This is a genomic window from Ferrimonas sp. YFM, assembly GCF_030296015.1.
In the GTDB taxonomy this organism is placed as follows: Bacteria; Pseudomonadota; Gammaproteobacteria; order Enterobacterales; family Shewanellaceae; genus Ferrimonas.
On sequence record NZ_AP027368.1, the window covers coordinates 1,890,559 to 1,916,305 of the forward strand.

Below are 25,747 nucleotides of genomic sequence, written 5' to 3' on the forward strand. Positions count from 1 at the left end.
AGTGGATTGTGGCCAGGAGGCCGGAATTCGGTTCAAGGGGGCAATATGTTACGCCGAATTTATGGCATTGATAAGTCGAGTTTAGTTACTTGGCCACAGAGTAGGCGGATCGCCGGGTTGCCAGGGGGAAAACTTGCCCATGATGCGTCCATAGAGCTCCCCCTCCATCCACCAAGTCAGCCATCGGCTTAAACCCGGGTAGTGTGCGTCAAACCAGGGGCGGTCTACCATGGCGTACTGGCGGATAAAGGGCAGCAGCGCCGCATCCGCCAGGGTCAGCCTGCTGCCTAGTAGCCACGGCGTGTCGGTCAGCATGGATTCCAGCCGGTCGAGCCAGGGCTGGGATTTTTGCCGGTACCACTGCTGAGGGTGGGGGTGGCGGTCGGCGTATTTGTATCTGTCCAGCCAGTGCTTGAATTCGCCGTCGTTTCTCTGGATAAGCTCCAGGGTCAGTCGTTGCTGTTCGGGGGACTCTGGCCACCACTGTTTCGGGTCCGCCTGACCCAGCGCCCACAGCATGATCTCCAGGCTGTGCTCCAGTACCCGGCCATCGGCCAGTTGCAGTACCGGCACTGTGCCCTTGGGCGACAGGGCCAACAGTTCCCTGGGCTTGTCTTTCAGCACCACCTCCCTGAGGTCCATGGGTTGTCCCAGGTAGGCCAGGGCCAGCCGCGCCCTCATGGCATAGGGGCAGCGGCGGAAGCTGTACAGGATTGGTTGCGTCATCCGCGGGCTCTTTTATGCTTGGTCAGTCGCCGTCCCAGGCTCTGACGCAGGCCGCCAACGGCCAGAACACAGCCGGAGAGGGCGAACAGCAGGGCACTGACCGAGAAGATCATCAGCAAAGGATTGTTGAAATCCTCCCCCTCACCATAGTCCATGATGTGCAGCTTCCACAGCAGGTCAAACCCAACCCAGGCGTCGTTTCTCACCGTCACCAGGGTGCCATAGGCATCAAAATAGAGGCGGGTGCCGGGGCCGTCGTTGGCCTCGACCAGCCACAGATCGGTTCGTCCACCCACCTCATCCACCAGCCCAGCCACCTTGGGCGCCACGGTGTCGAGGAACTTTGGCGAGTTCAGGGATCCCGGACCGGTGTAGAGGGTTTGGGCGAAACGGGCGATGGCGTCCTTGTCGATGGGAAGGGCCTCATGACCGGTGTGGACGGAGAACACGCTCTGGCCGGTCTTGAGCAGAGGGCCCTGTGCCGATGGGCTCATGGTCAGCGACTCCAGGGGCTCGTCCATGTAGCGAATGGTTTCGGACACCGCCAGGGGATCGGCGGTGATGGCCGGGGGCTGATAGTAGTCCTGGCTCTTTACCAGAGGCTTGAAGGGGACCAGGGCGAAGTAGGCGCCCCCGGCAATCCACAGGGTGACCTGAATAAAGACAAAGTAGCTTAGGATTTTGTGCAGCTTCCTGGCTGGTTTTAACAGCGACATGAGGGCTGTGACACTCCCTGAATTATTATTTGGGCACAACATAAAGGATCCCGTGGCTGTCCGTCAAAATCCAGCGTCGGTCCAACAAGCTCCGACGGGGTTATGAACAGTGCTTTGGGCTCTGCTGATGGATTTGTCACCCCTTGGTTGCCTGAGTGTCGCAAGCCATAGAGCCAGGCCCGAATTCTCGTTATGATTGGCAGACTTAGCTTAGCAATGGATGCGTCGATGTCGGCTCAACTTCAACCCGGTCTCTCCATCATTCACGCCAACCAGATGGAGGACCTGCGCGATCTGCTGGTGCAGTGGGTCCGCCACCACCCGCTGGCCCCTCTGGAGCGGGAACTGTTCCTGGTGCAGAGTAACGGCATGGCCCAGTGGCTGAAGCTGGCCTTCGCATCGGACCCACAGCTGAAGATCGCCGCCGCCCAGGAGATGCAGCTGCCCTCCCGCTTCCTGTGGGAAAGCTACCGCACCGTATTGGGTGCCGAGGCGGTACCCAAGGATTCCCCCTTTGACAAACCCAGGCTTCGCTGGCGCATCCTCAAGCTGTTGCCGCAACTGCTCAGTCAGGAAGCCTTTGCGCCGCTGCGCCGTTTCCTGGAGCAGGATGACGATCTGCGCAAGCGGGATCAGCTGGCGGAGCAGCTGGCGGATCTGTTCGACCAATATCAGGTATACCGGGCGGACTGGCTCGATGCCTGGGCGGTCGGCCGGGACGAGATAGTCGATGGTGAGGGACGCAGCCAGCCTCTGGAGGAGGAGCTGTGCTGGCAGCCCAGGTTGTGGCGCGCCTTGATTGCCGACATGGCGCCTCACTGGCGGGGCAGCAGCCGGGCTTCCCTGCATCAGCATTTTATTCAGGCGCTGGAGAGTGCCGAGTCCCGTCCCCCTGGCTTGCCCAGGCGGCTGTTGGTGTTTGGCATCAGCGCCTTGCCTCAGCAGGCGGTGGAAGCCCTCAAGGCGCTGGCTAAGCACTGTCAGATCCTGCTTTGTGTGCAGAACCCCTGTCAGCACTTCTGGGCGGACATCGTCGAGGACCGGGAGCTGTTGCGGCGCGAGCTGGCTCGGGCCAGGCACAACCCCAAGCCCGGCACTCCGGAACTGCTCTCCCTGGAACAGATGCATCAGCACGCCAACCCCTTGCTGGCGGCCTGGGGCAAGCAGGGTAGGGACTACATCGGCATGCTCTATGGCATCGACGAGCCGGATCAGTACCGCAGCCATTTTCAGAGCATCGATCTCTGGTCCTCTCCCATGGACCTGGGGCCGGCGACCATGTTGAGGCGGATGCAGCAGGGGATCTTCGATCTGGATCCTATGCCGGAGACCCCCTGGCCGGCAGCCAGCGAGGATCACAGCCTGGCGTTCCACCTGGCCCACAGCCGTCAGCGTGAAGTGGAGATCCTGCACGATCAACTGCTGCAGCGCTTCCAGGAGGAGCCGGATCTGAGCCCCTCCGAGGTGATCGTCATGATGCCGGATGTGGATCTCTACGCCCCCCACATTGAGGCGGTGTTTGGCCACCTGGAGCGGGACGACAACCGTTACATCCCCTATACCATCGCCGATCGACCGGAGCGCGGCCATCAGGTGGTGGTGCTGGCCCTGGAGAAGCTGCTGCATCTGCCCCGATCCCGCTTTGCGGTGTCCGAACTGATGGAGCTGCTGTCGGTGCCGGCCCTGCGTGCCCGTTTTGGCATCGACGAGACCGAACTGGCCCTGCTGGGACGCTGGGTCGAGCAGGCGGGCATCCGCTGGGGCCTGGATGGCGAGCAGCGTCATGCCCTGGAGCTGCCCGCGCAGCTGGAGCAGAATACCTGGCGCTTCGGCCTCAAGCGGATGCTGCTGGGTTACGCCGTCGGTGACGGCGAAGCCTGGTGCGGCATCGAGCCCCTGGACGAGGTGGGCGGCCTGGATGCGGCCCTGGTGGGTAAACTCAGCCTGCTCATCGACCGGTTGGGTGAGTTGTGGCAGCAGCTGGGTCAGAGTCACACACCGGCCAAGTGGCACCAGCTGCTGCGGGAAACCGCAGAGTCGCTGTTCGAGCCCCAGGATGAGCAGGAGACCCTGCTCCTGACCCGGCTGCAGGATGCCATGGCCCACTGGCTGGAGGCCTGCGACGAGGCTCAGCTGGAGGAGGCGCTGCCCATTACCGTGGTGCGGGAGGTGGCCCTGGCCCCCTTCGGCGAGGAGGGGGTGTCCCAGCGCTTCCTGGCCGGTAAGGTCAACTTCTGTACCCTGATGCCCATGAGGGCGATCCCCTTCAAGCAGGTGTGCTTGCTGGGGATGAATGACGGCGACTACCCCAGGAGCCGTCCGCCCCTGGACTTCGACCTGATGGCGCTGCGTGGTCAGTACCGCCCCGGGGATCGTTCCCGCCGCGAAGATGATCGCTACCTGTTTCTCGAGGCGCTGCTGGCGGCCCGCAGCCAACTCTACATCAGCTATGTGGGGCGCAATGTCCGCGACAACACCGAGCGCACCCCTTCGGTGCTGGTGGGCCAACTCAGGGATTACCTGGCCAGTGCCTTCGAAGGTGGCGAGGCCCTGATAGAGCGCCTCACCTGCGTTCATCCGCTGCAACCCTTCTCCAGCAGCTATTTTGATGCCCGGTCAGGGGAACTCTTCTCCTATGGCCGGGAGTGGTGCCAGGTGCATACGCCGCCGGACACCCAGGTGCAATCGCAGATGGAGAGCTGGCAGGGGGAGGAGCCCATCGAACTGCGCGCCCTAGTGGGGCTGCTCAAGGATCCGGTGGGCTGCTTTATGAATAAGCGTCTCGGGGTGTGGTTCAATCTGGAGGTGGCGGCCAGCGAGGACTTAGAGCCTTTCGCCCTGGATAACCTGCAGCGTTACCTGCTCAGAGAGGAGCTGCTGGGTGAGCTCTATCTGGGCGAGCCGGACGGGGCCGAGGGCGCCGTGGACCATACCCTGTCCCGACTCACCGGCCGGGGGCAGCTGCCGATGAAGGGGTTCGCCGCGCTGGCGGGGGATGACCTGACCCGCCCGGCGGTGGAGGCGTTCGAGTCTCTGCGCCGCTACACCGCCAACCTGGAACTGGTGGAAACCTCCCTGGAGCTTCGGGCCGAGGTGCCCGGCCTGGCCCTGGAGGATTGGCTAAGTCGCCTCTATCGCAGTAGTGATGGCCACTGGCACCAGGTGGAGGTGCGCCCGGCGGTGCTGGCCACCGACAAGGGGCTGAAGAACCCGCTGCATCTGGCCAGGCTTTATCTCGGCCACCTGGCAGGCTGCGCCTGCGGCCATCCGATGACCTCGGTGCTCATCGGCGCCGACAGCAGTTGGAGCTTGCCGCCCATGGAAGCTGAATCGGCTCAGCAGCAGCTGCAAACCCTGTTGACCCGCTACCTGGAAGGGATGCAGGCGCCTCTGCCCGTGGCCCCTCGAGCGGCCCTGGCCTATCTGGCTGGCGACGGTGACGATGAGGAGCGTCTTCAAAAAGCGCGCACGGCTTATGAGCCGGGCTTCTTCGGCGGCGGCGACCTGGGTTACAGCCCCTACCTGACTCGTCAGTTCCCCGACTTTTCCCAACTGGATCCTCAGCGCTTTGCGAGCCTGGCCGAGGATCTCTACCAGCCGCTGCTGGTGCTGCCCACCCGGCTGGAGGCCTAGATGACGCAACGACTCGACCCGATCCGCTTCCCTCTCCAGGGAACCAGGCTGATTGAGGCCAGTGCCGGCACCGGCAAGACCTACACCATCGCCGCCCTCTATCTGAGGTTGGTGTTGGGCCATGGCGATGAGCAGGCCCACCCCCAAGGCCCCCTGCTGCCACCGGAGATCCTGGTGGTGACCTTCACCAATGCGGCCACCGAAGAGCTCAGGGATCGTATCCGCCTGAGACTGGTGGAGGGCGCCAAGGCGTTTCGCGGTCAGTTGGACCAGCTGGATCCCATTCTGACTCAGCTGCTGAAGGAATACCCCGCCGAGCAACACCCGGGCTGCGCCCTGAAGCTGGAGCTGGCGGCGCAGATGATGGACCTGGCCGCCATTCACACCATCCACGCTTGGTGTCAGCGAATGCTCAGGGAACACGCCTTCGATTCCGGCTCCCTGTTCAACCTGCAACTGGAGACCGATCTCAGCGGTCTGCGTCAGGAAGCGGTGAGGGATTACTGGCGACTGCACTTCTACCCCTTGGATACCGGGTCGCTCAGGCCCATCCACCGCCTCTATGCCACTCCGGCGGATCTGGAGAAGGCGCTGATGCCTCTGTTGGGGCGCAAGCTCGAGGGGCAAAACCCGGCGGATATCGCCGCCCAGCAGATGGAGGCGGTTCGCCGGGCCAAGTCGGTATGGCGCAGCGAGCTGGTGGCGGTCAGCGAGCTGGTGCATCAGGCCCTGTCCAACAAGCTGGTGTCCAAGGCCAAGATCAAGCTGGCGCTGCTGGAGGAGGTTCAGGCCTGGCTCGACGATGAGGGGCAGCTGCTGCCCATGAGCGGCAATAAGCGCTCCAAGGCCTGCGACCATTTCACCACAGAGGGGATTCAGGCGGCCTGCAACAAGGGCAAACAGGTGGATGCCAATCCCGCCTTCGACGCCATGCAGACCCTGGTGGATGCCCTGGATAGACTGGATCTCAAGCGCAACCTGCTGTGCCACGCGGCCAGTTGGGTCGGCGAGCGGATGGAGTCGGAGAAGCAGCGCCAGGCGGTGCTGGGCTTCGACGACCTGATGCGCCGGCTGGACACGGCCCTGGAGTCTGAGGGTGGTGAGGCCCTGGCCCAGACCATACGCGCTCAGTTCCCGGTGGCGCTCATCGATGAGTTCCAGGACACCGACCCGGTCCAGTACCGGCTGTTCCAGCGGCTCTACAAAGAGAGCCCGGAGCAGGCCCTGCTGATGATCGGCGATCCCAAGCAGGCGATCTACGCCTTTCGCGGCGCCGACATCCACACCTACCTGCAGGCGCGCAGCGATACCGCACCCAACCACTACACCCTGGGAACCAACTATCGCTCCACCCTGGCCATGGTGGCCTCGGTGAACCAGGTGTTCCGCCTGGCGGACGGTTACCCCCTGGGGGCCTTCCTGTTCGGCGAGCAGATCCCCTTCGAGTCGGTGGCCGCCAATGGCCGAAAAGCACACCTGGAGATTGAGGATGAAGCGACGCCGGCACTGAACCTGTGGCTGGACCCGGACGAGGGGCCCATCAACAAGGGTAGCTACCTGGAGCGTCAGGCGCACTCCGCCGCCTCGGAGATCTGTCGCTACCTCAACCTGGCCAGAGAGGGGCGGGCCGGTTTCCGCTCTGATGACGGGCTCACGCCACTGCGCGCCGCCGACATGGCGATCCTGGTCAGGGACTTTACCGAGGCCAAGGCGATTCGCCAGGCGCTGGACAGCCGCGGGGTGCGCAGCGTCTACCTGTCCGACAAAGACTCGGTCTACGCCAGCGCCGAAGCCCAGGATCTGTTGCTGATCCTCCAGGCGGTGGCGGCTCCGGAGCGCGAGGCCGGCGTTCGTGCCGCCCTGGCCTGCGCCACTTTGGGCATGGAGTGGGCCGAGCTGGATGCCCTCAACCGGGACGAGCGGGCCTGGGATGAGATGGTCGACAGCTTCCGCGAGCTGCTGGCGCACTGGCAGAGCAAAGGGGTGCTGTCGATGATTCGCGCCCTGATGGCCAAATTTGGTGTGGCCAGCAGACTGATGCATCAGGGAGGCGGAGAGCGCAGTCTCACCAATCTGTTGCACCTGGCCGAGTTGCTTCAGGGGGCTTCGGCCACTCTGGACGGCGAGCTGGCGCTGCTGCGTCTGCTGGCGGAGCAGATCGACTCCGGCCAGGGGGATGACGATCAGATCCTGCGCCTGGAGAGCGACGCCGAACTGGTTCAGGTGGTGACCATCCACAAATCCAAGGGACTGGAGTACCCCCTGGTGTTCCTGCCCTTCATCCTGGGCTTCCGTCAGGCCACCGCCAAAGATGGCCTGCTGACCTACCGCAGCGCCGAGGGCAGTCAGGTGGCCTTCAACCCTGAAGTTGAGGCCCTGGAGCAGGCGGAGCATGAGCGCCTGGCGGAAGACTTGCGCCTGCTTTATGTGGCACTGACCCGTCCGGTCTACGCCTGCTTCCTGGGGCTGGCCCCGGTCAAGCTGGGGCGCACCGGCAAGCGTGACATGAGCGATCTGCACCTGGGCGCCCTGGGTTACCTGCTCGGCGGCGGTCAGGCCATGAGCTACGGCGAACTGCAGCATGCCCTGCGCACCCTGGCTGGCGAGCAGGGGGTGGCACTGTCCAGCCTTCCTGAGGTGAGAGACAACCACTATCTGGCCGAGGTGACCGATCCGGCCCATCTCACCGCCCGGGAAGCGATGCGGGCGGTGCCGTCCGGCTGGCGGGTGGGCTCCTACTCTGGCCTGCTGACCGGCATGAGCCATCACCTGGATGAGAGCGACACCAGCACCAGCGGCGCCCTCACCCGGATGGAGGAGCTGATGGGCGAGGCGCAGATGCCAGTAGAGCAGGAGCCCGAGCCTGGCACCATTCATGCCTTCCCGCGAGGCGCAGCCCCGGGAACCTTCCTGCACGATCTGCTGGAGTGGATCGCCGATGAGGGCTTTGGCTCCGTGGACCCGCAGGCCCTCTCCGATGAGGTGGCCCGCCGCTGCGAACACAAGGGGCTGGACGAGTGGCAGCCGATGCTGGAGCAGTGGCTGGCGCAGATGCTGAATCAGCCCATGGCGCTGATGGACAGCCAGGCGGCCCTGAGCGATCTCTCCACCGTGGTGGCCGAGATGGAGTTCTGGTTTGCGGCTCATCAGCTGGATGTGCAGCACCTGGACAGCCTGGTGCGCCAACATATCTGGCCCGGGGAGCCCAGGCCGCAGCTGCGGCCCCAGCACCTGGATGGCATGCTCAAGGGCTTTATCGATCTGACCTTTGAGCATCAGGGCCGTTACTACGTGGCGGACTACAAATCCAACTACCTGGGCGCCGAGGCCGAGGCTTACGAGCCCCAGGCTATGAAGGCGGGGATGTTGTCACATAGATACGACCTGCAGCTGGCCCTCTACACCCTGGCCCTGCACCGACTATTGAAAAGCCGCATGACTGATTACGACTATGACCGCCATATGGGCGGCGGGCTCTACCTGTTCCTGCGAGGCATGGGCGACAACCGGGCGGACAAAGGGGTACTTGGGCTCTGCCCGGACCGGGCCCTGATTGAAGCGATGGACCTGGCTTTTGAGGGGGGACAGGCATGACCTTGAATGAACTGATGCAGCAGCTCGACGCCTATCTGGCCGAGGGCTGGCTCCGCCCCCTGGATCTGGCCCTGGCCAATCTGCTGCTGGAACAGCAGCCGGATACTCCGGCCCAGGTGGTGCTGGCCGCCATCTGGACCAGCCACCAGCTGAGGCGGGGCCATCTGTGCCTGGAGCTGTCGCAACTGCTGGCCCGTCCCGGCGAGGTGCTGGCTCTGCCCCCGGAGGGGCGCAAACCGGCCGAGCTGCCCCATCCCTCAGAGCTGATGGCTCACTGGAGTGAAGCCGCACTGGTGGAGGCCCTGTCCGCCTCGCCGCTGGTGTCGGTGTCCGAAGGGGAGGGCAGTGAGCCCCTGGTGCTGAGCCAGGGGCGGCTCTACCTGAGGCGCTACTACCGCTATGAGTGTCAGGTGGCCCGGCAGATTCAGGAGCGCCTGGCTCCGCTGGAGGTGGACGTCGACTCTACCCGGGCGGAGCTGGCTCAGCTGTTTGCTCCGCTGAAATCGGCGGATGAGGCCAGTGGCGAGTCGGTGCACTGGCAGAGTGTGGCGGCGGCCCTGGCCTGTCGCAGCCGCTTTACGGTGATCTCCGGTGGCCCGGGAACCGGCAAAACCACTACCGTGGTGCGGCTGCTGGCGGCGCTGCAGGGCCCGAAGATGGCCCAGGGCGAGCCTCTGCGAATCCGCCTGGCGGCGCCGACGGGTAAGGCGGCAGCCAGGTTGTCTGAGTCTCTTTCCGGCGCCTTGAGCGGCCTGCCGGACGCGGTGCAGCAGGGCATTCCCACTCAGGTGACCACCTTGCACCGCCTGCTGGGCTCTCGTCCGGACAGCCGTCACTTTCGTCATCACCGGGGAAACCCTCTGCACCTGGATCTCTTGGTGGTGGATGAGGCCTCCATGGTGGATCTGGAGATGATGGCCGCCCTGCTGGAGGCGATGCCGGAGCACGCCTCCCTGATTCTGCTGGGGGATAAGGATCAGCTGGCCTCGGTGGAAGCCGGCGCCGTATTGGGGGACCTCTGTCGCCGGGCCGATGGTGCCAACTATGCTCCCGCCACCCTGGCGTATTTATCACAAGCCAGCGGTTATGATCTGACTCCCTGGCTCGGTGAGGGCACCGCCCTGGACCAGCAGATTGCCCTGCTCAGAAAGAGCCATCGCTTCGATGCCAACAGTGGCATCGGCCGTCTGGCGACCGCCGTCAACCTGGGGGACAGCCGCGAAGCATCCAGACTGTTCGGCGAGCCCTGGCCGGATCTGCTCAGCGCCTCTCTCGGCGGCGAGCAGGACCGCGCCCTGGAGCGCCTCTGCATCGAGGGGGACGCCAGTGACGCCAGAGCCATTAAGGGCGCCCAGCCATTGGGGTATCGGAACTACCTGGAGCAGATGCAGCAGGGCTTATCTGAGCTGGAGCAGAGGGCGGCCCAATGCAGCAGTGAGCAGGAGTGGGCCGAACTGGTGGAGGCGCAGAGTCAGTGGGCCCTGGAACTTCACCGGGCCTTCGGCGCCTTCCAGCTATTGTGCGCGGTGCGTGACGGGGAGTTCGGGGTCAGTGGCCTCAACCGCCGCATCGCCCAGGCCCTGAAAGGGGCGGGGCTCATCGAGCGGGATCAGGGCTGGTACCCGGGGCGGCCGGTGATCCTCACTCGAAACGATTACAGCCTCAAGCTGATGAACGGCGACATTGGCCTGTGCCTGCCACTGTACGATGAACAGGGCGTGCGCCGATTGCGGGTGGCATTTCCCACGGCGGAGGGCGGGCTGAAATCGGTGCAGCCAAGTCGCCTGGCCGATGCCGACACCGTGTTTGCCATGACGGTGCACAAATCTCAGGGATCGGAGTTTGCCCACACCGCCATGGTGCTGCCGGCAGCGGACAGCCCCATCCTGACCCGGGAGCTGCTCTACACAGGCATCACCCGGGCCCGCACCTGGTTCAGCCTGCTACTGCCCCGGCCCCAACTGGTGGCCAGTGCCATAGGTCGGCGCACCGTCCGGGCCTCCGGCCTGGCTCAGCGACTGGCCAGCCTGGAGGAGAGAGGATGAGCAGCAAGGTCAAATCGCTCATCTGGCTGGCCACCCTGGCGCTGATGGGGCTGATAGCCTGGGTCATCTACCTGGCGGACACCGGCCAGTCCAGCATCTTCTTCAGCCTGGTTCGGCAACTGCCCTACGGCGATAAGCTGGGCCACTTCGCTCTGTTCGGCTTGCTCACCCTGGGGCTGAACCTGGTGACCGGCGGCCGCAGCTGGTGCTGCGGCCCCCTCAATCTCTATTGGGGCGCCACTCTGGTGTTTGTGGTGGCGGCCCTGGAGGAGCTCAGTCAGGCCTGGTTTCCCAACCGCACTCTGGACATCACCGATCTGATGGCCGATGTGGTGGGGATCCTGGTGTTCTCCTGGCTGAGCCGGGCCCTGCTCAGGCGTGTAGGCTGAACTGCCCGCAGTTGTGCGAGAGGGTCTGGGACAGGCCTTTGAGCTCCTGACTCTGCTGAGACACGGTTTCTGTGACTCTTGATGCCGACTGGCCTGCTTCCTCTATCTGGTGCAGGCCCCGGCTCACTTCATGGGTGGCCAGGGATTGCTCCTTGCAGGCCGCGGCGATGTGGGCCATCGCCTCGGTAGAGCTGCTCATATGAGCCACCAGCTCCGTCAATGCCTGCTGGGTGCTTTGCGCCATCCGATTGCCCATCTCCATCTGGCTGCGACTGTGCTGAACCAGCTCGCGACTGCGCTCTGCGGCGTCAGCGCTCCTGGCCGCCAGGTTGCGAACCTCTTCGGCCACCACGGAGAAACCCCGGCCATGCTCGCCGGCCCGGGCCGCTTCGATGGCCGCATTCAGGGCGATGAGATTGGTTTGTTCACTGATGGCGGTGATCTCCCCCATGATGCCGGCCACCTTCTCGCCTGAGTCGATGATCTCCTTCATCGCGTCGGTAAGACCGGCCATCTGGTCACTCCCCTGATGGGCTTTGTGCATCCCTTCGCTGGCGCTCTGTGCCAGGGTGCTGCCCTGATCGGCGGTGAGGGTGATCTGGCTGTCGATCTGTTGCAGGGCCGTGCCTACCTCGGCCAGGGAATTAAACTGCTCTGTGGTGCTCTGGGCCAGCAGCTGGGCGTCTCTCTCGAGGGAGTCTGTGGTGCTCTGCACCTCCAGGGCGCTGCGTTTAAGCTCGGCCACCAGTTGCTTCAATTGGGTCTGCATATGGGTCAGCGATTGACCCAGACTGTCGTGCTCTCCGGCACAGGTCACTGACTGGCCCAGATCCCCCTTGGCCACCGCATCGGCGCACTGGGCAAGCCGTCGTTGGTGAGCCACCAGGCGGTCGATGGCACCGGCCATGCCGCCAAGCTCATCCTGACGATGTTGAACCCGGCCCCAGGAGGCCCTGTTCAGAGAGGAGAGCTCGATGTCTCCTTCGGCGAGGGCGTCGATGGCCAGCACCATGGTCCCCAGGCCCCGGGTAATGCTGCGCACCAACAGCAGGATCAGGCCAAGGCAGATGAGCAAAACAACGCCCGACACCCAGAATGACAAGCTCATCATCTGCTGTTGGCTGTGCTTGAGATCTTCGAGACTGTGGGCGCTGAGCAGCAGCCAACCGGTTACCGGATCCGGGTGGGCCCAGCCCAGGTAGGCAACCTCATTGAGCTCGAAATGCACCAGCCCCTGCTGCTGACAGAGATTGGTCAGGTCAGGCAGGCCAAGCTTATCGTCAAAGGCGACCGGGTCGCAGCTCCCTGAGAGGATCAGCGCGTAATCGGCAGGGTCATCGGATTGGACCTGAGATTCGTAGATCCGTTTGACCGAGAGACTGAGAAACAGTACCTGACCCGACGCCAGACGCTGGGCAAAGCTCACCAGCTGGGCGCCATCCACCCGGCTGGCCCTGGGCTCAGAGATCACCAGCTGTTGTTGCGACAGAGCTTGTTTCACGTAGGAGAGAGAGCCGTAGTCCTTGCCAATTCGATCCTCATTTGCCGAGGCCTGAGCCACCCCGTTTGGGGAGAGCAGGGCGATGTTTCTCAGGCCATAGGCGTGCTTCAAAGTTGCCATGTGCTCTGACAGAGCGTCGAAGCCATACCGGTCTGCTGAGCGAAGAAGAGGGCTATGGGCCAGGCTGGTGAGCAGTTGTTTCTGGTTGGCGACCCAGTCGGCAACACCTTGGTTCATCTCTTGTGCCCGGCTTTCAACAAGGTTTTTGTTGGAGTTTTCCAGCTTGTTGATTGCGGTACGGGTGATGAGGCCACTGGTCAGTATCAGGCCCAGCATCACCAGAGGAATCAGGGTTATCAGAAAGCGTCGTCCCAGACTGGCAGTATTCATTGCTCTACCTTTGTGTAATATTAGGTTGAAACTATTTGAATGTTACACCCTAAATGGAAAGGAAAACCTGAGCTGGCTCAAACATCATCGGCCTGGGGTGGGGACCTGCATCACAGGAACTTCGCTTTACTCTGAAAATCAAAGCAGTAAGTTACATTTTGTTGGTTATTAACTGTGGTTAAACACAGTGTTTGCTGGTAGGTTCGAGGCCCTGATTGGCAACAAGCCCAGCCCAGCGCACGTTCGAAGCAGGTCGCTATGATCACCATTGAAAGCCTAACCAAACATTATCAGATGGGGGAGAGCCAGGTGGCCGCCCTCAAAGGGGTCAGTCTGACCATCCAGGCCGGCGAGTTCGTGGCCATCATGGGGCCATCGGGATCCGGTAAATCCACCCTGATGAACCTCATCGGCTGTCTGGACAGGCCCAGCAGCGGCCACTATCACCTCGACGGTCAGTTCGTGGATGAACTGGACGATGACACCCTCTCCCGGGTGCGTAATGAGCGCATAGGTTTTGTGTTCCAGAGCTTCCATCTGCTTCCTCGCCTCTCTGCATTGCAGAACGTGCTGCTTCCCCTGCGTTACCGCCGTGAGCAGGGCGACCCCCAACAGGATAAGGCGCGAGCCACCGAGTTGCTGAGCCGGGTCGGTCTGGAGGGGCGGATGGGGCACAGGCCCAATCAGCTCTCCGGAGGCCAGCGCCAGCGGGTGGCCATCGCCCGATCCCTGATCAATCAGCCGGCGATTCTGCTGGCGGACGAGCCCACCGGCGCCCTGGACAGCAAGACCTCGGTGGAGATCATGACTCTGTTCAAGGAGCTCAATGCCCGGGGGCAGACCATCATCCTGGTGACCCACGAAGAGGAGGTGGCCCGTAATGCCAGGCGGATCCTGTGGATGCGCGACGGTGCCATTGAGCGCATCGAGGAGGGCACTCACTATGCGGCTTAGTGTCATTGTGATGGTGTTCGTGGGGCTGTTTGTCCCTCGCCTGGAGGCGGCGCCACTGCTGCTGACTGGCGAGGTGGCCTCGGCGCAGGCGCAAAGCCTGACTGTGCCCAGGGCCGGCCGCTCCTGGCGTTACCAGATCCAGTGGATGGCCCCCGAAGGCAGCATGGTCAAGGCGGGGGAGACTGTGGTGGTGTTCGATAAGTCCACCGTCAGCGCCGAGTTGGATCAGCTGGAGGCCAGACTGATCCAGGTGGAGGCCTCCAGGCAGGCGAAACGGGTGGAGGTGGAACAGAGCAACCTCAAGGCGGAGTTTGATCTCAAGGAGAAGCGGCTTCAGCTGGAAAAGGCTGAACTGGATGCCGAGGTCCCGCCGGACTTCCAGAGCCCCAAGGAGTACGCAGATAAGCAGTTTGAGCTTCTCAAGGCCCAGTCTGAACTGGAAAAAGCCCAGGAAGCGCTGGAGCAGGCCCGGCTCACCGCCCGGCGAGAGCAGGCCAAACTGGACCTGGACAAAGCCAAGGTGGAGATGGAGCTGAGCAATGCCCAGGCGCTCATCTCCGGCCTGGAGCTCAAGGCCACCCACAATGGCCCGATGATCTACGCCCGTGGTCGCTGGAATGGGGTGAAGACCGAGATTGGCGATACGGTTCAGGTGGGCACCCAGGTTGCCACCATCCCCAGGTTTGATGCCCTCCAGGTGTGGGCATGGGCAAACGAAGTGGATGTGGACAGGGTTACGCCCGGAACTGGCGTGTCGTTGAAGCTGGATGCCAACCCGGATATCGACCTTCAGGGCCGGGTGACTTCCGTGGCCCTCAACGGTGAGCGTCGCCATGGCTGGGGCGAGAGCAACTGGTTTCAGATAGAGATCGCACTGGTGGACGGTGATGCCGTAGAGCTGACGCCGGGCATGAGTGTGCAGGTTCGGCTGGAGGATCAGCGATGAGGTTAGTTTGGATGATGTTGGCGTCTTTGGTGCTCGCCGCATGTACCTCAGAGGCGCCCACTGAGAAGCAGGGAGAACCTCAGGCGCAGAGCCGGCTGCAACTCAGTGGTGAGCTGGCGTCGGCGGATTCTCTGGGGCTGTCGCCGCCGCCGGTTCGGCGCCAGTGGCAGTATCAGGTGAAGTATCTGGCCCCGGAAGGGGTCGAGGTCGACAAAGGTGAGGTGCTGGTCAGGCTGGACACCTCGGATCTGCGCCAGCGGCTGCAGCTGCGCCAGGCGGACCTGGCGGCGGTTGAGCAGGATATCCATACCTCGGGCATGCGCAACGAGAAGAAGCTTGAGGAGCTGAAGCTGAATCTGGCCGAGGCCCGGATGAATCTGGAGAAAGCCAGGCGCAAGTATGAGATTCAGGATGATTCGGTGGCCAGGCTGGAGCGGGAGAAGTACGCCCGGGATGCGGAGATCGCCGAAGCCCGGGTGGCCCTGATCGACAAGGAGATCGAGCTGGAGCGCGAGGGTGCGGCCCAGCGCCTGGTGATGCTGGAAGGGGATCGTCAGCGCTGGCAGGCCAGGGTCAAACAGCTTAAAGCCGACATAGGCAAGATGACCATCACCGCGCCCCGCAGTGGCATGGTGGTGATTGGCACCACCTTTGATGGCAACAAGATTAAGGAGGGGGCATCGGTCTTCGCCGGGGATGACCTGATTCGTTTGCCGGACCTGTCCAAGATGGAGGTGAGGTTGGCCATTCCCGAAGTGGAGGCGGGCAGGGTTGCCCTGGGCCAATCGGTGCTGATTCGCCTGGACGCAGCGCCTGAGAGAGAGTTTCACGGCAGTTTGACCGAGATAAGCCCGGTGTTTCGCCGCAAGAATCAGGAGGTGCCCGTTGTGGTCTTCGATGCGGTGGCCACCATAGAACAGGCGGACGCCGAACTGATGCGCCCCGGGATGACCGCCAAGGTGGAGGTGGTGTTATGAACCGCTCGTTAGTACTGCTGCTGTTTCTCGTCGGGTGCGGTCAGGCCCCTCAGCAGCAGGTGTTGACCCTCGACGTCGACCCCCAGGCCTTTACCCACGTCATCGACGCCCATGGTCAGTTGGAGCCTGCTAAGGCCAAGACGGTGTCGGTGCCCGGTGGATTGCGTGGCCCTCAGAGTCTCTCCTGGGTGGCGGAGAACTTTACCCCGGTCACCAAGGGGCAGGTGGTGGCCAGGCTCGATGGTCAGCGTCAGCAACTGGACGCTTCTCTGGCTCAGTTTGAGATCGACAAGCTGGCCCTCGACGGCCAGTTGCAACAGGGCAGGGATCAGGTGCAGCTCAATGAGATCCTCTCCGGACGACAGGTGACCGGTGAGGAGAGGGAGCTGGCGGAGCGTTTTCACAGCGACGACCCCAGGGTCTACTCCCGCATCGAGATCATCGACAACATGAGAAACCGGGATTACCTGGATGCCAAACTGGGCTACCTGGACTGGGACGAGGGTGAGCAGCGCAACCGCTCCCAGGCGGAGCAGCAGCTGATTGAACTCAAGCAGCAGGGGCACCGCTCCAAGGTGCAGACTGCCACCCAGAATCTGAAACAGATGGAGGTGGTGGCACCGGCCGATGGCCTGTTTGTGCTGGTGAACGGCTTCCAGGGTCGTCCGGCCATCAGCGGAGACATGGTGTGGTCGGGCATGGCCATAGGTAAGATCCCCGATGTCAGCAAGATGGAAGCCAGGCTCTGGGTGCTGGAGTCGGAAGCGGCAGGACTGAAGGTTGGTCTGCCGGTGGAGCTGCATCTCGACGCCTATCCGGACCGGCCGATCAAAGGAAAGGTCAGCCGGGTCGAGGCCCTGGCCAAGCCTAAGGACAACAACTCACCGGTCAACTACTTTGCCTTCAACGTGGAGCTGGAGTCGACCGATACCCAGGTGATGTTCCCCGGCAGGGAGGTGACTGCCCGGGTCCTGGTGGGCCACCAGGAGCAGGTGGTGTCCATCCCCAATCAGGCGCTGTTCCAGGAGGAGGGGCAGGCCTGGGTGTATCTGCAGCAGAGAGAGGGTTTTGTGAAGCAATCGGTAACGCCCGGGGATCGGAGTCTGAACCGCACCGTGATCCTGTCCGGCCTCGAGGCGGGCGACACCATCGCCCTGGCCAAGCCAGATGAGGTGGCCCTATGAATCAGCTGAATGAGATCCGTCAGGCCCTGGGTGAAATGGCTCATCACAAGCTGCGCACCGGCCTGACTCTGCTGGGGATGATCTTCGGCGTGGGCGCGGTGATCGCCATGCTCTCCATTGGCGAAGGCGCCGAGCGGGAGGCACTGTCGATGATCGAGTCCATGGGGCTGCGCAACGTGGTGGTGGAATCCCGCCCCAGTGAAGGTGAAGCCCTGAAGACGGTGCGCGAGCACAGCGTTGGTCTCAGCCTGGGGGATGTGCACAGCGCCATGGAGACCCTGCCCTTCATTCAGGGGTGGAGTGCCAGCAAGGAGGTACGGGTACACAACCTGTTCAGCCCTTTGGGCCGAAGCGACGCCAAGGTGGTGGGCGTGACCCCCAGCCATTTCGACCTGAGCAACATCCGCCTGGCCCAAGGGCGACTGTTTGATCGTCAGGATAACCGTTTCTACCGTCAGGTGGCGGTGCTGGGCAGTGAGGCGGCCGTTTCCCTGTTTCCCGGTCGGTCGCCACTGGGACAGAGCATCAAGGTAAATCACCAGTGGTTTGAGGTGGTCGGTGTTTTGGCCCAGGGCGAGCAAACCAAGTCGAAGATCGAGGGGGTCAAACTGGGCGGTGAACGAAACCAGGTGTTTGTTCCCCTGAACACCGCCCTGAAGAAGCTGGCGTTCAAACCCCTGGAGGACCAGCTGGACAGCATCAAACTGCAACTGGTGGACGGGGTAGAGCCTCCGTTGGCGGCCTCCTCCATAGACCACCTGTTCGGTCGTCGTCACGGGGGCGAGTTTGATTATCAGGTGGTGGTGCCGGCGGACCTGCTGGCCCAGTATCAGCAAACCCAGCGCATCTTCAATATCGTCATGGCCTGTGTGGCCGGGATCTCCCTGCTGGTTGGCGGCATCGGCATCATGAACATCATGCTGGCCACCGTCATGGAGCGCACCGGCGAGATTGGATTGCTGCGGGCTCTGGGGGCCACCAAGCGAGACATTGCCCGGCAGTTCATTACCGAGTCTCTGGTGATTGCCGCCTGCGGTGGTCTTATTGGCATCCTGGCGGGCATATTGCTGTCCCTGGTAATTGGCGCCTATGCCGACTGGCAGGTGGCCTGGTCCCCCATGTCACTGCTGCTGTCCGTGGGGGTGTGCATGGTGGTTGGGGTGGCCTTTGGCTGGTACCCGGCGCGTAAGGCGGCGGAGCTGGACCCCATCATCGCCCTGCAGAGGGACTGAGCCAAAACCGGCGAGCCCCCGATGTCGGGGGCTCGCTGTGTGCAGATAAGAGGCGATCACCCCAGGGCATTGGCCCGTTTCAGCCGGAACCATTGCACCACCAGGCTCACCAGGCTGAGTAGCAGCAACATCCACCCCAGGGGAATCAGTGCGAAGGGTTCAATCAGTACCCCTGCCTCATCGATAGTGCCGCCGATGAGGTGGTAGCCAAACATGCACAACAAACTCAGGCCCAACAGGAGCAGGGGCATTCTCAACATCTTCAGACTCAACTTCTACCTCTCCCCAATATCACGTCCACTTCCTCTGCTTTATGGGGTCGAAATCAGCGGTTTTCAATCTCTGTGGCAAACAACCCGATAAGATTCGGCGTCATTACCCGGCCATTTCCGATGAAAGTTTTTCATTCGGTACTGAATGAAAGCCTCTGATCGCCTGTAACTTTTCTTATAGGGAATTACGCTAAGTGATAAAACACCGTCTAAGCTTGCCTTAAACCCAAACGGAGTGTCCCCATGGCATGGATGGAGCGCTGCTCAATCAAAACCAAGTTTGCGTTGCTGGTGTGGCTGCCCTTTGGCCTGGTGCTGTTGCTGGCCGGGTCTCTGCTGGGAGCGCAGGGAGGCAAGCTGTGGCAAGACCGGCTGTTGCCAGAGCGCGCACAGCTTATGGCAGAGGGGCGACGCCTGGTGTTGACCCTGCAGCGGGAGAGAGTGGGATTGATCCCTGGCCGCACCCCGGGGGAAAACAGCAGCAGTTTGTCCATCGCCACGGATCTGGCGGTCAACAATTTCCTGGCCGCCCAGGGGCAGTGGTTATCGGAGCAGGAGGCCAAGACGCCGGAGCTGGTGGGCGTTAACGCGGTTCTGGGCCGTCTGGGCTGGATGCGTAACACCTGGCTTGACCAGGAGTTGTCCCTGACCCAGTGGAGCAGCTACCTCAGCCAGAGTGTTGCGGCGGTAAACCGCTGGGAGAAACAGTTTTTGGCAACCCTGCCTCATGGGGAGTTGGCTTCAAGGGCTCAGGCTTTGGCCGAGGTGGCTCAGGCTCAGGAGAGTCTGTTGCTGTTGCCCTTTGCTTCATCCGAAGTGTCACGACAACGGCTGGTTCAAGAGACCAACCTCCATCTGAGCCAATATCGCGACAGCCTGAACGCCAAGTCCGCGGGTCAGGGCGGCAGCCGTCCGCCCCTGGCCCTGGCACAGGTTTTGGGGGATCAGGGGGCGCCGGCGCAGGAGCGGGCCCAGGCGCTGACCTCTCATATGAAGCTGCAAAGTCAGTTTCTGTTCGATGAGATGCAGTCCCAGTGGCGCGGCAGTGTGGTGGGCCTGGGGTGGCTGCTCAGCATTCTGACGCCTGTGGTGTTACTGGCCTGGGGAGGCTGCCGCGGGCTGGCCTTGAGTCTGCAGCGGCGGATCATCGGCTTGTCTCTGGCTATCCGGGCATTGGATCAGCAGCGAAACTACCATGTGAAACTGACTGCTGGCGACCAAGATGAACTTGATACCATGATTCATCATCTCAACAATGTGATAGATGATGCCTGCAAAATGAGGTCGGAACTGCAACTCGCCCGGCAGCAATTGGACAGGGCGGTGCACAGCCAATCGTCATTCACTGACCCTAAGGTGACCCCCATACGCCCTGTCGAGGGGGCGCAATCTGAACCTTCTCTGAACCAAACTTAATCCTGTCCGCCTCGGTAATTTGTTGTTAAGTTAATCACTTGAGTGGTTTGCTTCCGGTAGGCCCTCTCTCGATTCGCGCCAAACAGCACAGTGGAGGGCAGTATGGTGGAGTTCGGACACCATCCTTTTTCAATGCTCGGGAAATTCGAGTTAAAAGCCCAAAAGAATCGATTATATGGAAGTGTGTGTAGCGTCTACACTTCTCCTACCTGTTTTTGGAGCTAATAAATGAAGACCGTCATTAAGAACTTTTTTAACCAGGAGTCATCCGGGGGCATCATCCTTATGGTGATGGTGGCCTTGGCCATGTTGATGGCCAATACCCCGCTGGATCGCTTCTATGATGCCTTTTTGAACACCCCCGTACAGATTCGGGTGGGGGCATTGGATCTGCACAAACCTATGCTGCTGTGGATCAACGATTTGCTGATGGCCTTCTTCTTCCTGTTGATTGGACTCGAGGTGAAGCGAGAGCTGCTCCACGGCACCCTCTCCAGCCTGAGCCAAGCGTCGCTGCCCAGCTTTGCTGCCATCGGCGGCATGGTGGCCCCCGCAGCTGTGTTCCTGATGTTTAACCACCAGGATCCCCTGGCCGCCAGCGGCTGGGCCATTCCTGCTGCGACCGACATCGCCTTTGCCCTGGGCATTCTGGCCCTGCTGGGCAGCCGGGTACCCCTGGCCCTGAAGGTGTTCCTGTTGGCTCTGGCGATCATCGATGACCTTCTGGCCATCATCATCATTGCGCTGTTCTACAGTGGCGATCTCTCCAGCACCAGCCTGGTGATAGCGGCAGCGGCAGTCGCGGCGTTGGTGGTGATCAATCGTCTTGGGGTGCGCAGCCTGGTGCCCTATATGTTGCTGGGTACAGTGCTGTGGATTGCGGTACTGAAATCTGGTGTGCACGCGACCCTGGCGGGCGTAGTGCTGGCATTCACCATCCCTCTGACCAAGGATGAGGATGGCGATTGCCCCAGTGAGTTCCTGGAGCACAAGTTGCACCCCTGGAGCACCTACATGATTCTGCCGGTCTTTGCTTTCGCCAACGCCGGGGTGAGCTTCGAGGGGATGTCCATCACCGATCTGGTGTCGCCTCTGCCCATGGGGATTGCGCTGGGACTGCTGCTGGGTAAACCGCTGGGGATCCTGGGTATGAGTTACCTGGCGGTGAAGCTCAAGCTGGCCAAACTGCCTGAGGGGATCCGCTGGGCCCAACTGCTGGGAGTGTCGCTGCTGTGTGGTATCGGCTTTACCATGGCGATGTTTGTAGCTTCTCTGGCGTTTGAAGCCGGTGTGATGAATTACGGGGATATGTCCAGGTTGGGGATTCTGCTGGGATCCGCTCTGTCTGCCATAGGTGGTTACCTGGTCCTTAAGAGTACGTTAACTGAGAATAAGAGAGGTACCCATGAGAAGGATGGTGGCGATAGCAGCACTGATGGTCAGCCCGGCACTGTGGGCCAATGACATCAACCTGGCTCAGTGTCAGGAGGCGCCAAAAAGTGATGCGTGCCTTAACTACCTCCAGGGAGCCGTAGACGGCGCCCTGGCCCTGAGGTCGGGTAGCAATGTCACCGGTTTGCCGACGGATACCCTGAGCGAACGGGCTCTGAAGTATCGCGGTGGCAAGCGCTTCAAGCAGGCCAACGAAGCCCTGTGTCGGCAAAACATGCCGCAGCGGGACCAGATGGTGCTGGCGCTGGATGAGTTGGCCGCCCAGGGGATGATCAGCTCTCAGGCGGAGCTGTCCCAGGCGCTGGCGGAGCTGATGACCTGTCCTAAATAATCGGTATTCTGAAAAAAAGAGAGGGCTCATATGAGCCCTCTCTCTGTTTATGGCGCCGCTATCGGGTGCACTCCTCCACCAGATAGGCCAGGTGACGGTAGGAGATGCCACTCTGCCGGGTCAGGCCCATTTCGCACATGCGGTTGGCGTAGTAGCCCTCGCTGATCTCTGAGGGCAGACGCTCCTTGAGGTGACGCAGCGCCGAGGCGTTGATCTCTGGCTTGTACAGGCCTTTCTCGCCAGCGAAGCCACAGCAGATGATCCCCTCAGGGCGCACAATCTCGTCGGCGTAGCGGTTGACGATCGCCTCCATCTTGGCGCCAGCGCCCATATGGGTGGCGGAGCAGCCCACGTGCAGAGCCACTGACCCCTTCTTGTGAGAGGGGGGCAGCCGGTCCATCAACTCGTCGTGGATAAAGTCCACGGCGTCGAGCATCTTGAAGTCGATGTCGCTGTCCTGCATGGTTCGCTTGGTGCAGGAGAGGGCGTCGATGATCACCGGAATCCGGCCATTATCGGTCATCTCCTTCAGAGCCTGAACCATCTCATTGCGCTTGAAGTCGGCGTTTTTGTAGTCGCCCTTGGACTCCCACATCTGGCCGCAGCACAGGTGGCGGGTGTTGCCCGGCACCAGGACATTGTATCCGGCGCGCTCGAGCAGGGTGACCATCACATCCGGCAGGGTGGTGTCATCCGGGTCTTCCGGAGTCGCGCCAAAGGTGCGGCCACCACAGGCGGGGAAGTAGACCACCTGGGGCTTGTCGGCGCCATTGCTGGGTTGCGGACTGGGCAGGTTACTGCCTTTGGGGAAGCTCGGATCCCAATAGGGGACCTCCTTGGAGACCTTACGGCCCAGGTCCATGATCTTGCCGGTAACCGTGCTGCCGGTCAGCTTGTGGATGCCATGGAGCATATTGAATCCGGTGGAGAGCACCCCGTTGACCGCGCCGAAGTTCTTGGCCTGGAAGTCCAGCACCTTCTGGGCGGTGGAGTCGATAAGGTCGGTGCGCAGCTGACGCACCAGCATGCCCATGTTGTTGTCCACCGGACAGGAGATGGTACACAGCTGGCAGGCGGCGCAGGTGTCGATGACGTCGTACTGAGAGTCTGCCTTAAGCTTGGCGGCGGCCTGCTGCTCCCCCTCCTGCTCCAGACGGGCGATCTCACGCAGGGTGGTGATCCGCTGGCGGGGCGACATGTTCAGCTCTGAGGTGGGACAGGTCTTCTCACAGAATCCACACTCGATGCAGCGGTCCACCCAGTCGTCCACCACGGCGGCCTGTTTGATCGCCTTGACGTGGATCTCCTTGTCGTCGTTCAGCACCACCCCCGGGTTGAGAATGCCCTGGGGGTCGAAGGCGGCCTTGAGCTTCTTCATCATCTCATAGGCCTGGACTCCCCATTCCATCTCTACGAAGGGAGCCACCGCACGGCCGGTGCCGTGTTCCGCCTTCATGGAGCCGTCGTACTTGTCGATCACCAGCTTGGCCACATCCTGCATGAAGCGGTCGAATTGGTCGATATCCTGCTGACGCTTGAAGTGAGGGGTAATGATGAAGTGGAAGTTGCCGTCCAGGGCGTGACCGTAGATCACCCCCTCAGGGTATCCGTGCTTGTGGAACAGATCGGTGAGATCCGCCGCCGCCGCCGCCAAATCTTCCACCCGGAAGGCCACGTCCTCGATGATCACCGAGGTGCCCTTGGGACGCTCTCCGCCGATGATGGGGAACAGGCCCGAGCGCATGGCCCAGTACTTGCCGTACACAGAGGGATCAGTACTGAACTCGATGGGGCGCTCGGTTTCGATGTGCTTGATGGCATCGATGGTCTGTTGGGTGTAATCCTCCAGGGTATCCTGGTCGTTGGCTCGGCACTCGATCAGCAAGATGGCGGAGCCTTCCGGCAGATCGGAGAGCCAGTCCGGCATGCCGGGTTTGCCGGTCACCGACTTGATGGAGGCCCAGTCCAGCAGCTCGCCGGCGGAAACCGCATCCATCTGCAGCGGCGGAATGGCCGAGGCGGCGTCCACCATGTTGTAGAACACCGCCATGGCAGAGGCTTTGAATTTGGCTTCCACTACGGTGTGGTAGGTGACCTCTTCCACGAAGGCGAAGGTGCCTTCTGAACCCACAATCAGGTGGTTGATGATGTCGAAGGGGTCGGAGAAGTCCACCAGGGCATTGAGGCTATAGCCTGTGGTGTTTTTAATGGCGAACTTGTGATTGATGCGATTACTCAGGACTTCGTTGTTGCGTGTCTCTTCTGCCAGTTCGGTCAGAGACTTGAGCAGCTCGGGACGCTTATCGGCGAAGGCCTTCTTGGAGGCTTCATCCCCGGTATCCAGGTAAGTGCCGTCCGCAAACAGCAACTTGGCGCTGGCGATGGTCTTATAGCTGTTTTCTGTGGTGCCACAGCACATGCCGGAGGCGTTGTTGGCCACGATGCCGCCCACCATGCAAGAGGCCAGGGTGGCGGGATCCGGTCCTATCTTTTTGTCGAAGGGCTTGAGCTTGGCGTTGGCGTCGGCGCCGATTACCGCGGCGCCCAGGGTGACGTGGTGGTGATCTTCACTGATGTCGATTTTTCGAAATCCGTCGTAACCCAGTCTCAGCAGAATGCCTTCACCCACCGCCTGGCCGGACAGGCTGGTACCCGCGGCCCTGAAGGTCACCGGCGCGTTGTGCTGTCGGGCGACGGCCAGGGTTTCTTCAACCTCTTTCAGGGAGTTTGCGGTCACAACCAGCTCTGGCACGATGCGGAAATAACTGCCATCGGTGGACCAGGCGAAGCGTCGTACGGGATCGTCGGTGACCGCTTTGGGCCCCAGTCGGGAAAGAAGCTCTCTGTGGACCTGAGAATAATCGATGCTCATTGCGTACCCTCCGGCGCGGGCCCGCAGGAAGGGGCCCGGATTTTCTGTTGTTATTGATGCTTGCTCTGACTGCTATAAAGCTTAGTCGCTTATTTTTTATAGCGAATAATATTGTGCTACCTGCAGCAGAAAGAGTGACTTGCATCACGCCGGAAGTGTGACTTAGGTTGCAGAAATTGTGCTCAAAGTGTGATGGTTGGCGTCAGTTGGGTGTGATAACCACCTTGATGTCCTGAGGCGGAGCGTAATAGGGGGCGGAGGTAATAAACAGCTTGGCACCGGCCTTGGCATAGTCGGCGATGGTGTTCGGGTTGATGCCGCCGGCAACGGACAGTTCACAACGGGCCCCAAGCTGCCGCTTCAGGGCGAAGGCATCGGCCACCTGGGCCGGGGAAAACTTGTCCAGCTGGATGATGTCCGGGCCTGCGCTCAGCAACGCGGGTAACTGCTCGGGGGTGTCTGCTTCGATGGCCAGTTTATGCTCAGGAGAATGGCGTCGTGCCTGGTCCACCATCTGCTGATAATCCTCCGGGCGCTGCAGCAGATTTCTGTGGTTGGTAAAGATCAGCAGAGAATCGCTCAGGCCACTTCGGTGGATGGTGCCGCCTCCGGCAATCACCGCCGCGGTCGCCAGTTTGCGGGTGCCGGGTATGCTTTTGCGCGTGCAGGCCACCTGGGCGTGGGGCTGATGGAGGCGGGCGGTGTCCACCATGGTGCGGGTGCACTGGGCCACGCCACCGCACCACTCCAGGACCACCTGCACCAGCTTCCAGGCACTGTGCAGCTGATCGGCCCGCCCCTGAGCACTGAGCAGCAGTGCCATTTCGTCGACCCACTCTCCCTCGGCGGCGTGCACCCTGGCAGTCAGGCCCAGCTTGGTCATCATCTTCACCGCCACATTCAGGCCAGCGATTGGGCCGGCATTTTTGCGACGAAACTCTATGGTGGCGGCTTGGTTGGACAGGTTCAGGGTTCGGCTGGTGAGGTCACCCCGGGGAATATCCTCAAGAATAAGGGCATCCAGCTCTTGGTCGGAGAAGTACAGCATCATCCACTCCAATTGGATAAAAAGGCATTAAGATCAAAGGAGTGGATTGTAGGTCAGGGGTACCCCGGG

18 protein-coding genes are annotated in these 25,747 nt (G+C 61.8%); 12 read left to right on the forward strand and 6 right to left on the reverse strand.

The genetic code is table 11. The features are described from left to right. Nucleotides 1-81 precede the first annotated feature (81 nt). Both QUE41_RS08835 and QUE41_RS08840 read right to left on the reverse strand, forming a co-directional pair. On the reverse strand, nt 82-726 hold the full coding sequence (locus QUE41_RS08835) for a glutathione S-transferase (protein ID WP_286342509.1): 645 nt from the start codon (nt 724-726) through the stop codon (nt 82-84). Further along, complete coding sequence (locus tag QUE41_RS08840; RefSeq protein ID WP_286342510.1) at nt 723-1,442, reverse strand: hypothetical protein; 720 nt, start codon at nt 1,440-1,442, stop codon at nt 723-725. Before QUE41_RS08840 ends, QUE41_RS08835 begins: the two co-directional genes overlap by 4 nt. A gap of 228 nt (nt 1,443-1,670) precedes the next feature. Between QUE41_RS08840 and recC the strand changes: the two genes are divergently transcribed. Genes recC through QUE41_RS08860 form a run of 4 tightly spaced genes read left to right on the forward strand, consistent with a single transcriptional unit; the run spans nt 1,671 to nt 11,103 of the window. Next, a complete protein-coding gene (gene recC / locus QUE41_RS08845) occupies nt 1,671-5,075 on the forward strand; it encodes an exodeoxyribonuclease V subunit gamma (RefSeq protein ID WP_286342511.1) in 3,405 nt (1,134 codons plus the stop codon). Then, nucleotides 5,076-8,669 carry an exodeoxyribonuclease V subunit beta gene (gene recB, locus QUE41_RS08850; RefSeq protein ID WP_286342512.1) on the forward strand — a complete coding sequence of 1,198 codons (3,594 nt, stop codon included), beginning with the start codon at nt 5,076-5,078 and terminating at the stop codon, nt 8,667-8,669. Continuing rightward, a complete protein-coding gene (recD, locus tag QUE41_RS08855) occupies nt 8,666-10,714 on the forward strand; it encodes an exodeoxyribonuclease V subunit alpha (protein ID WP_286342513.1) in 2,049 nt (682 codons plus the stop codon). Before recB ends, recD begins: the two co-directional genes overlap by 4 nt. Then, entirely contained in the window at nt 10,711-11,103 is a 393-nt protein-coding gene (locus tag QUE41_RS08860) for a VanZ family protein (protein WP_286342514.1), read from the forward strand. Before recD ends, QUE41_RS08860 begins: the two co-directional genes overlap by 4 nt. Here QUE41_RS08860 and QUE41_RS08865 read toward each other — a convergent pair. Next, nucleotides 11,087-12,994: a methyl-accepting chemotaxis protein gene (locus QUE41_RS08865; protein WP_286342515.1), complete on the reverse strand. Its 1,908-nt coding sequence runs from the start codon at nt 12,992-12,994 to the stop codon at nt 11,087-11,089. The genes QUE41_RS08860 and QUE41_RS08865 overlap by 17 nt on opposite strands. Before the next feature lie 258 nt (nt 12,995-13,252). On the opposite strand from QUE41_RS08865, the gene QUE41_RS08870 reads away from it, so the two are divergent. Genes QUE41_RS08870 through QUE41_RS08890 form a run of 5 tightly spaced genes read left to right on the forward strand, consistent with a single transcriptional unit; the run spans nt 13,253 to nt 18,287 of the window. Continuing rightward, a complete protein-coding gene (locus QUE41_RS08870) occupies nt 13,253-13,948 on the forward strand; it encodes an ABC transporter ATP-binding protein (RefSeq protein ID WP_286342516.1) in 696 nt (231 codons plus the stop codon). After that, nucleotides 13,938-14,894, forward strand: coding sequence for an HlyD family secretion protein (locus tag QUE41_RS08875; RefSeq protein WP_286342517.1), 957 nt, complete (start codon nt 13,938-13,940; stop codon nt 14,892-14,894). The genes QUE41_RS08870 and QUE41_RS08875 overlap by 11 nt, the downstream gene beginning before the upstream one ends. Next, the gene (locus QUE41_RS08880; RefSeq protein WP_286342518.1) at nt 14,891-15,871 is read left to right on the forward strand and encodes an HlyD family secretion protein; all 981 of its coding nucleotides are present in this window, start codon (nt 14,891-14,893) and stop codon (nt 15,869-15,871) included. The genes QUE41_RS08875 and QUE41_RS08880 overlap by 4 nt, the downstream gene beginning before the upstream one ends. After that, complete coding sequence (locus QUE41_RS08885; protein WP_286342519.1) at nt 15,868-17,055, forward strand: efflux RND transporter periplasmic adaptor subunit; 1,188 nt, start codon at nt 15,868-15,870, stop codon at nt 17,053-17,055. The genes QUE41_RS08880 and QUE41_RS08885 overlap by 4 nt, the downstream gene beginning before the upstream one ends. Next, on the forward strand, nt 17,052-18,287 hold the full coding sequence (locus tag QUE41_RS08890; RefSeq protein ID WP_286342520.1) for an ABC transporter permease: 1,236 nt from the start codon (nt 17,052-17,054) through the stop codon (nt 18,285-18,287). The genes QUE41_RS08885 and QUE41_RS08890 overlap by 4 nt, the downstream gene beginning before the upstream one ends. Before the next feature lie 56 nt (nt 18,288-18,343). On the opposite strand, the gene QUE41_RS08895 is transcribed toward QUE41_RS08890, so the two are convergent. Then, nucleotides 18,344-18,547, reverse strand: a complete 204-nt coding sequence (locus tag QUE41_RS08895) for a DUF3955 domain-containing protein (protein ID WP_286342521.1) — start codon at nt 18,545-18,547, stop codon at nt 18,344-18,346. 255 nt (nt 18,548-18,802) lie between these two features. Between QUE41_RS08895 and QUE41_RS08900 the strand changes: the two genes are divergently transcribed. The 3 genes from QUE41_RS08900 (at nt 18,803) to QUE41_RS08910 (ending at nt 21,758) form a co-directional block, all read left to right on the forward strand. Continuing rightward, nucleotides 18,803-19,975 (forward strand): hypothetical protein, encoded by a 1,173-nt coding sequence (locus QUE41_RS08900; protein WP_286342522.1) that lies wholly within the window; start codon nt 18,803-18,805, stop codon nt 19,973-19,975. 228 nt (nt 19,976-20,203) lie between these two features. Then, the gene (nhaA, locus tag QUE41_RS08905; RefSeq protein ID WP_286342523.1) at nt 20,204-21,439 is read left to right on the forward strand and encodes a Na+/H+ antiporter NhaA; all 1,236 of its coding nucleotides are present in this window, start codon (nt 20,204-20,206) and stop codon (nt 21,437-21,439) included. After that, the gene (locus tag QUE41_RS08910; RefSeq protein ID WP_286342524.1) at nt 21,381-21,758 is read left to right on the forward strand and encodes a hypothetical protein; all 378 of its coding nucleotides are present in this window, start codon (nt 21,381-21,383) and stop codon (nt 21,756-21,758) included. The genes nhaA and QUE41_RS08910 overlap by 59 nt, the downstream gene beginning before the upstream one ends. 58 nt (nt 21,759-21,816) lie before the next feature. On the opposite strand, the gene QUE41_RS08915 is transcribed toward QUE41_RS08910, so the two are convergent. Beyond that, nucleotides 21,817-24,630: an FAD-binding and (Fe-S)-binding domain-containing protein gene (locus tag QUE41_RS08915; RefSeq protein ID WP_286342525.1), complete on the reverse strand. Its 2,814-nt coding sequence runs from the start codon at nt 24,628-24,630 to the stop codon at nt 21,817-21,819. Nucleotides 24,631-24,832: 202 nt separating this feature from the next. Further along, entirely contained in the window at nt 24,833-25,678 is an 846-nt protein-coding gene (modD, locus tag QUE41_RS08920; RefSeq protein WP_286342526.1) for a ModD protein, read from the reverse strand. Between the last annotated feature and the right edge of the window lie 69 nt (nt 25,679-25,747).

Excerpts from the sequence above, each read along its gene's own strand:
- nhaA (WP_286342523.1), top strand. The coding sequence starts at position 20,204 with ATGAAGACCGTCATTAAGAACTTTTTTAACCAGGAGTCATCCGGGGGC.
- recB (WP_286342512.1), top strand. The coding sequence starts at position 5,076 with ATGACGCAACGACTCGACCCGATCCGCTTCCCTCTCCAGGGAACCAGG.
- QUE41_RS08900 (WP_286342522.1), top strand. The coding sequence starts at position 18,803 with ATGGCATGGATGGAGCGCTGCTCAATCAAAACCAAGTTTGCGTTGCTG.
- recC (WP_286342511.1), top strand. The coding sequence starts at position 1,671 with ATGTCGGCTCAACTTCAACCCGGTCTCTCCATCATTCACGCCAACCAG.
- QUE41_RS08840 (WP_286342510.1), bottom strand. The coding sequence starts at position 1,442 with ATGTCGCTGTTAAAACCAGCCAGGAAGCTGCACAAAATCCTAAGCTAC.
- QUE41_RS08870 (WP_286342516.1), top strand. The coding sequence starts at position 13,253 with ATGATCACCATTGAAAGCCTAACCAAACATTATCAGATGGGGGAGAGC.
- QUE41_RS08885 (WP_286342519.1), top strand. The coding sequence starts at position 15,868 with ATGAACCGCTCGTTAGTACTGCTGCTGTTTCTCGTCGGGTGCGGTCAG.
- QUE41_RS08880 (WP_286342518.1), top strand. The coding sequence starts at position 14,891 with ATGAGGTTAGTTTGGATGATGTTGGCGTCTTTGGTGCTCGCCGCATGT.
- QUE41_RS08835 (WP_286342509.1), bottom strand. The coding sequence starts at position 726 with ATGACGCAACCAATCCTGTACAGCTTCCGCCGCTGCCCCTATGCCATG.
- QUE41_RS08895 (WP_286342521.1), bottom strand. The coding sequence starts at position 18,547 with ATGTTGAGAATGCCCCTGCTCCTGTTGGGCCTGAGTTTGTTGTGCATG.
- QUE41_RS08860 (WP_286342514.1), top strand. The coding sequence starts at position 10,711 with ATGAGCAGCAAGGTCAAATCGCTCATCTGGCTGGCCACCCTGGCGCTG.
- QUE41_RS08910 (WP_286342524.1), top strand. The coding sequence starts at position 21,381 with ATGAGAAGGATGGTGGCGATAGCAGCACTGATGGTCAGCCCGGCACTG.
- QUE41_RS08875 (WP_286342517.1), top strand. The coding sequence starts at position 13,938 with ATGCGGCTTAGTGTCATTGTGATGGTGTTCGTGGGGCTGTTTGTCCCT.
- recD (WP_286342513.1), top strand. The coding sequence starts at position 8,666 with ATGACCTTGAATGAACTGATGCAGCAGCTCGACGCCTATCTGGCCGAG.
- QUE41_RS08890 (WP_286342520.1), top strand. The coding sequence starts at position 17,052 with ATGAATCAGCTGAATGAGATCCGTCAGGCCCTGGGTGAAATGGCTCAT.
- QUE41_RS08915 (WP_286342525.1), bottom strand. The coding sequence starts at position 24,630 with ATGAGCATCGATTATTCTCAGGTCCACAGAGAGCTTCTTTCCCGACTG.
- modD (WP_286342526.1), bottom strand. The coding sequence starts at position 25,678 with ATGCTGTACTTCTCCGACCAAGAGCTGGATGCCCTTATTCTTGAGGAT.
- QUE41_RS08865 (WP_286342515.1), bottom strand. The coding sequence starts at position 12,994 with ATGAATACTGCCAGTCTGGGACGACGCTTTCTGATAACCCTGATTCCT.